Below are 7001 nucleotides of genomic sequence, written 5' to 3' on the forward strand. Positions count from 1 at the left end.
GCCACCCGGGCGCGGGCCTCCTCCATGTCCTCCACCAGGATGCAGACATGGTGCAGGCCCTCATGGCCCGCGTCGCGCCAAGCCTTGTAGATCGATGGTGCGGCGTTGTGTTGGCGGATCAGTTCGATCTGCAGATCGCCCCAGTAGCCGAGCACCATGGAGAAATCGATGTCGGCCGAGGCGCCGCGATAGCGCACATCCTCCAGCGCCACGTGATCGAGGGCGAAGAACGGCCCAGCCCCATGCTTCAGCCAGTGGGCCAGGGCGGCGTCGAAGTCGGCGGGGACATAGGCCAGCTGCATGATCTGGCCGAGCTGGGCGACAGAGGCGGTCATTCGGCGGCCTGGGCGATGGGGTTCAGTTGCGGCAGCGGCAGGCCGATGGCCTCGGCCAGGGCCCGATGCTGGTGCTGCAGGGCGATCTCCTGACGGCCATAGACCACGGTCGCGCCGGGCGGCAGGGCGGTGAGATTCTTCCAGCCCTCGGCCGCCGTCACATAGTCCTCGGTCCGCACCACATGGGCGGTGGCGTCGAAGGCGGCCTCGACCTCGGCCCGGTGCTCCTCGGACCGCACGCCGCCAAAGGCGTAGATGGTCTTGTAGGTCTTGGTCTCGCCCGGCGCCTCGCCGGGATAGTGCCGGAAGATGGTCAGATAGGTCTTGCCCGGCGACACGCTGCCGGCGAACAGCACGACATTGGGGAACAGGTAATGGATCCCCGCGGCCTCGGCCCGGACGCCCCAGGTCTCCTCCGGCTGGTCGACCCACTTCTCCCAGTCGCGCTCCACGAAACCGACCCGGTGATGGCGGTCGTAACGGTCGTAGATGGTGATGTCGTTGCGGAAATAGGGCGCCAAGGTCTGCTTGTGCAGGGCGGCGAAATGATAGCCCTCGCCATAGGTGTCCAGGGCGTATTTCCAGTTGGAGGCCACCGGCAGGATGTCGGTCTTGACCCGCTCGGCGACCTCCAGATTGAGCCCGGCCAGGATCTCGCCGAACGCGCCGAGATGGGCGTCGATGTCCATGGACGCGCCTGGAGTCGGGACCACGAACACCATGCCGTGCCGCTCGGCCGCCGGCACGGAGATCAGGTGGTCGCGGCCGGCCATGCCGCCCTCGAACCGCTCGGCCTCCGGCGCTGCGGCCAGGCGGCCGTCGGCGGCGAAGGTCCAGCCATGGAACCAGCAGGTGAAGCGCTTGGCCTTGCCCTCCGCCTCGCGCACCAGCCGCGCCCCACGGTGGACGCAGATGTTCAGGAAGGCGCGGACCGAACCGTCCCCCTGGCGCACCACGACGATCGGCGTCCCCGTCTCGTCAAAGGTCCGGAACGCTCCGGGCTCGGCCAGTTCCGTGGACAGGCAGACGAACTGCGGGGTCTGCTTGAACAGCACCTCGCGCTCGCGGGCGTGCCGCTCCGGGTCGGTATAGACGCTGGCGGCGTTGACCATGGGCGCCTCGGCGAGGTCGCTGGTGCCGTGGCGGATGTGGTCGACCACCCGCCGGGCGACCGCCATTCGGGACTTGAGGACGTCTTCGGCTTGAGCGGCCATGGCGGGCCTCCTGCGCTAGATCATGCGTGAACGAGAATGGACCGGGCCGCCGCCTCGATCCGGGCGGGGGTCGGCAGATATTCGTCTTCCAGGGTGGGCGAGAACGGCACCGGGGTGTGCGGACAGGTCACCTGGCGGATCGGCGCCTTCAGGGAGTGGAAGCCCTTGTCGGCGACAAGGCCTGCGATGTCGGCGGCGAGCGAGCAGCGCGGCGGGCTCTCGTCTATGACCACCAGCCGCCCGGTCTTGGCGACGCTTTCCAGGATGGTGTCCTCGTCCAGCGGCGAGGTGGTGCGCGGATCGATCACTTCCACCTGGACGCCCTCCTTCGCCAGGGCCTCAGCGGCCGCGACGGCGCGAGGCACCATGGCGCCGAAGGCCACGAAGGTCATGTGCTTGCCTTCGCGCACAATATTCGCCTCGCCGAACGGGATCCGATAGGGCTCGTCCGGCACCTCGCCCTCCATGCCGAACAGGAACTTCGATTCCAGGAAGATCACCGGATCGTCGTCGCGGATCGCCTGGATCAACAGGCCCTTGGCGTCATAGGGACTGGAGGGCATCACCACCTTCAGCCCCGGCACCATGGTGAACAGCGGATGTAGGGTCTGGCTGTGCTGGGCCGCGGCGCGGAAGCCGGCGCCGATGGTGGCCCGCAGCACCATGGGCGTGCGCGCCTTGCCGCCGAACATGTAGCGGAACTTGGCGGCCTGATTGTAGATCTGGTCGAAGCAGACGCCGACGAAGTCGACGAACATCATCTCCGCCACCGGGCGCAGGCCGGTCAGGGCCGCCCCGGCCGCCGCGCCGACGATGGCGCTTTCGGAGATCGGGGTGTCGATCACCCGGTCGGGGCCGAACTCGCGATAGAGCCCCTGCATCTGACCGAACACGCTGCCGACACCACCAGCCTCGCCGGTCGCGCCCTGGCCGCCGGCGACATCCTCGCCGATCACGATCACCTTGGGATCGCGGCGCATCTCCTGCCGCACGGCTTCATTGATCGCCTGGACATAGGTCTTCTTGGACATGACGGTTTCCTCCGGTCAGGCGTAGCGGACATAGACGTCGCGGGTGAGATCCCGCGCCGGGTCAGGGAACGGGGCGACCAGGGCTTCCTGGACGGCCGCCTCGACCAGCTCCAGGACCTGGGCCTCGATGGCCTCGAAGTCGGCGGCGTCGAGCAGGCCGGCCTCCAGGACCCTGTCCCGGAACCGTGGCAGGGCGTCTGCGGCGCGCGCCTCAGCCAGTTCCGCAGGCGTGCGATAGGCCTGGGGATCGCCCACGAAGTGACCGAGGAAGCGCTTGCACTGGATCTCCAGTCCATAGGGGCCGTGACCGGCGCGAGCATGTTCCAGGGCCTTGCGCATGCCCTCCAGCACCGCGAAGAAGTCCATGCCGTCGACCACCTCGCAGGGCATGCCGAAGGCGCGCACCCGGTCGGCGATCGAGGGGGCGCCGCAGGCGTAGGACACATGGGTGTGCTCGCCATAGCTGTTGTTCTCGAAGGCGAAGATCGCCGGGACCTTCAGCACCACGGCCATGTTCAGGGCCTCGAACACCGTCCCCTGGTTCGAGGCGCCGTCGCCGGTGAAGGCCACGGCCACCTTGCCGGTCTTGTTGTATTTCTGGGTCAGGGCCGCGCCGACCGCCAGGGGCGGCGCTCCGCCGACGATGGCGTTGGCGCCCAGCATGCCCTTGGACAGGTCAGCGATGTGCATGGAGCCGCCCTTGCCGCCGCACAGGCCGCCGGCCTTGCCCATGATCTCCAGCATCATGCCTTTGACATCGACGCCCTTGGCGATGCAGTGGCCGTGGCCCCGGTGGGTCGAGCCGATATAGTCTTCGTCGCCAAGGTCGAAACAGACCCCGACGCCCGAGGCCTCCTGGCCCAGATAGACGTGGGCGAAGCCCGGGATATTGCCCTGGGAGAATTCCTTCTCCACCCGTTCCTCGAAGGCGCGGATGGTGAACATCCGCTCATAGGCCCTTTTGAGATCGTCTCGAGATAGCTGCATGGACCGCTCCTGGGTTCAATCCGCGCCGCGCCCGCCGTCCACCGTCAGTTCCGCGCCCGTCACATAGGAGGCGTCGTCGCTGAGCAGGTAGAGGATGGCGTCGGCCATGTATTCCGGCAGACCGATCATCTTCAGCGGCGTGTCGGCCGCGAAGGCGTCGGAGAGTTCCTGGCTGTCCCCGAACTGGCCGGTGATCATCGGCGTCCAGATCACGCCCGGGTGCAGGGAGTTGACCCGCACCTTGGGGGACATGGCGGCGCCTTCCAGCGCCGCGGTCTTGGTGAAGCCGGTGATGGCCCCCTTGGTCGCGCAATAGGCCACCGCGCCCGGGAACCCGACCTGGCCCATCAGCGAGGAGACATTGACCACCGCCCCCGGCCGCCCGGCCCGGGCGATGGCCTGGAAGGCGGCGCGCACACCGAGGAAGGTTCCCTCGACATTGATCGCCGCGATGTCGTCGAACTCGTCGTCGGTCGTCTCGACCAGCGGCTTCACGAAGAAGGCGCCGGCGTTGTTGACCAGGCCGTAGAGTCCGCCCAGCCGGTCGGCCTCGGCCGTCACACGCGCCCAGTCGGCCTCGCTGCGGATGTCGTGAGGCAGGAAGGCGCCCTCCCCTCCCGCCCTGCGCAGCAGGTCAAGGGTCTCGGCCCCGCCGGCGAGATCACGGCCGGTGGCCACGACCCGCGCGCCTTCTCCGGCCAGCCGCACCGCCGTCGCCCGGCCGATGCCCTTGGTGGCGCCGGTGACGATCACCACCCGATCCTGGAGGGCGCCGGTCATTGTGCGATCCATCCGCCGTCGACGACCAGTTCCGCGCCGGTCATGAACCTGGCACGGTCCGAGGCCAGGAAGGCCGCCGCCCCGGCCACTTCCCGGGGCTCTCCAAACCGCCCCAGCGGGATCAGGCCGGCCATCTGGTCTTCGGGATAGCCAGCGGTCATCCGGGTGCGGATCATGCCGGGATGCAGGGAGTTGACGCGGATCGCGCGATCTCCAAGCTCCAGGGCGGCGGCCTTGGCCATCAGCCGCACGCCATCCTTGGCGGCGGCGTAGGCGGCGTGGCCCTGGGCGCCGACCTTGCCGACGATGCTGCCGACCAGGATCACCGAGCCGCCACGGCCCTGTTCGATCATGGCGGTCGCCGCCGCGCGCAGGCCCAGGAAACAGCCCCGCAGATTGGTCCGCTGCAGCGCCCGGAAGGCGTCCAAGGTCATGTCGGCGATCGGGGCGGGATCGGTCACACCGGCGTTGGCGACCAGGATGTCCAATCCGCCAAATCGCGACTGCGCGGTCTCGACCACCCGGCTCCAGGCCGCGCTGTCGCCGGTGTCCGCCGCCAGCCCGACCGCCTCCCCGCCCTTGGCGACGATCGCCGCGGCAGCGTCCTGGACGTCGGCGGCTGTGCGGCCGGTCAGCACCAGCCGGGCGCCCGCTTCGGCCAGACGCGCGGCGATCGCGCGACCTATGCCCCGGCTCGCGCCGGTGACGATCGCCACCCGTCCGTCCAGTTCCTTGTCCAACGCCACGTCTCTTTAACTCCACGAACAGAAGCCCCGCCCCGGGGAGGGGGCGGGGATAAGCCGGTTTCTAGAACCGGTAGCCGAGCTGAACGCCCCAGGTGCGGGGCGCGCGCGGCGTGCCGAAGGTGAACAGTCCGGCCACGGGCAGGGCGGCCGACAGGCCCTGGTCGTCGGTGATGTTGCGGCCGAACACCGACAGCCGCAGCGAACCGGTCGGCAGGGGGTGATCCCAGCTGAGACTGGCGTCGACGGTGTTGGACGCCTGGGCGTGGCCACGCTGGTCGTTGACCGGCTTGATGTAGGCGCAGGTGGCCGAGGCGGCGGTCGCGGTGGCGCAGCCGGTCCCCGTCCACATGCCGGTGCCGAAGGCCGGGGCGATGGCGGTCTCGTGGGCGGCGATGTAGCGATAGTCCGCCGTGAAGGTCCAATCGCCATTGGCGGTCGGGACCTTGTAGTCGAAGCCGACGCCGCCGGTGGCCTTGGGCGCCCGACGCAGTTTGAGGTTGCTCAGGTCGTCCTTCAGCTGGGCGTAGGTCTCGTCCACCTGGCTGAAGCCGTCATATTTGGCGTCCAGCAGGCCAAGCGTCGCCCGGACCGACAGGTTGCGCGCCGGTTGGGCCTGGAGGTCGAACTCGACACCCTGGATCTTGGCCGTAGCGGCGTTGGCGACGATGGTTTCCTGGGGGTTGGGCGAGCCGGGCGGGGTCTTCTGGACCACCTCCTCCTGCTTGTTCTTGTAGTCGGTGCTGAAGGCCGCGACGTTGAGGATCAGGCGGTTGTCCAGCCACTCGGTCTTGGCGCCCAGCTCGAAGGCGTCGACCGTCTCCGGGTTGTAGGGCGTGGTGCTGGAATAGATCGTCGACCCCCGGCCATTGAAGCCGCCGGACCGGAAGCCCTTGGAGAACGAGCCGTAGAACAGGATCTTGTCGGTGGCCTGGAAGTCCAGCGAGGCCTTGGGCGTGAACTCGCTCCACGACTTGTCGGCGCGCACGTTGAAGGCGCCCACGAAGTTGTTGTGGATCTCCTTCTCGTCCTTGGTGTAGCGGCCGCCGAGGGTGGCGCGCCACTTGTCGGCGATCCGCCAGTTCAGGTCGAAGAAGGCCGCGTAGGACTTGCTCTCATGGTCCACCAGCTGATGGCCCTGGGCGGGCAGGCCGACGGACTGGAACAGCAGCCCGTAGTTGGTGGCCTGGGCCAAGCTGTACTTGCTGTCGAAATAATAGAGCCCGGCCACGTAATCGAGGCTGGCGGTCACATTGCCGGTGGCCCGCAGCTCCTGGCTGAACTGGTGGTAGTCCTGGTCGCGGACCGTGTCGAAGAAGTTGATCGAGGAGGCGTCGAAGTCCTGGGTGACGTGCTCCTTGTTCTTCCGATAGGCGGTGATCGAGGCCAGCCTGACGGCGCCCAGCGACCAGTTGGCCTGCAGGGTGGCGTCATCCTCGTCGTTGTTGGCGACGCCCAGCTTGTTGGCATAGGTCGTATAGAGGTCGCCATCGGTGTTGCGGCCGCATTCCACGGCCGGCGACTGCAGCGGCGGGCCGAGCGAGATTCCGCCCGCGGCGGCCGGCAGGTTGCAGATCAGGTCGTTCTTGTTGGACAACGGCGCCTGGTCGGTATGGCTGCGCTCGCGGCCATGCTCGAGGGTCAGGTCGGCGTCGAAATTGTCGGTCGGCGTCCAGAGGAAGCTCACCCCATAGCGCTGGATGTTGTTCCCGGGAGTGTCCTTCTTGAGGGTGACATTGCGCTCATATCCGTCGCTCTTGCGGCTGGAATAGAACAGCTTGGTCGAGAGCTGGTCGCCGACCTTGGGCAGGTTCAGCACGGCGTGACCTTCCTGGCGGCCATAGTCGCCGGCCAGGATGTCGAAGCTTCCGCCCAGCTCGCCCGTGGGCCGGGTGCGCTGCACCGCGATCA

General features: G+C 68.1%; 7 protein-coding genes. All 7 read right to left on the bottom strand.

The window, feature by feature from the left end:
- The coding region (locus tag Q7P21_RS18145; protein ID WP_304178444.1) for a VOC family protein at nt 1-335 on the bottom strand (335 nt) is incomplete at its 3' end.
- Nucleotides 332-1549 (bottom strand): aromatic ring-hydroxylating dioxygenase subunit alpha, encoded by a 1218-nt coding sequence (locus Q7P21_RS18150; protein WP_304178458.1) that lies wholly within the window; start codon nt 1547-1549, stop codon nt 332-334. The genes Q7P21_RS18150 and Q7P21_RS18145, both read right to left, overlap by 4 nt.
- 20 nt (nt 1550-1569) lie before the next feature.
- A complete protein-coding gene (locus Q7P21_RS18155) occupies nt 1570-2580 on the bottom strand; it encodes an alpha-ketoacid dehydrogenase subunit beta (protein ID WP_304169440.1) in 1011 nt (336 codons plus the stop codon).
- A 15-nt stretch (nt 2581-2595) separates the two neighbouring features.
- A complete protein-coding gene (locus tag Q7P21_RS18160) occupies nt 2596-3567 on the bottom strand; it encodes a thiamine pyrophosphate-dependent dehydrogenase E1 component subunit alpha (RefSeq protein ID WP_304169443.1) in 972 nt (323 codons plus the stop codon).
- Between the two features lie 15 nt (nt 3568-3582).
- On the bottom strand, nt 3583-4347 hold the full coding sequence (locus Q7P21_RS18165) for an SDR family NAD(P)-dependent oxidoreductase (RefSeq protein WP_304178467.1): 765 nt from the start codon (nt 4345-4347) through the stop codon (nt 3583-3585).
- Nucleotides 4344-5093 (bottom strand): SDR family NAD(P)-dependent oxidoreductase, encoded by a 750-nt coding sequence (locus Q7P21_RS18170; RefSeq protein WP_304169448.1) that lies wholly within the window; start codon nt 5091-5093, stop codon nt 4344-4346. Before Q7P21_RS18170 ends, Q7P21_RS18165 begins: the two co-directional genes overlap by 4 nt.
- A gap of 61 nt (nt 5094-5154) precedes the next feature.
- The coding region (locus tag Q7P21_RS18175) for a TonB-dependent receptor (RefSeq protein WP_304178474.1) at nt 5155-7001 on the bottom strand (1847 nt) is incomplete at its 5' end.

Origin of the sequence: Phenylobacterium aquaticum (assembly GCF_947378715.1) — a bacterium.
Taxonomy (GTDB): Bacteria; Pseudomonadota; Alphaproteobacteria; order Caulobacterales; family Caulobacteraceae; genus Phenylobacterium; species Phenylobacterium aquaticum_A.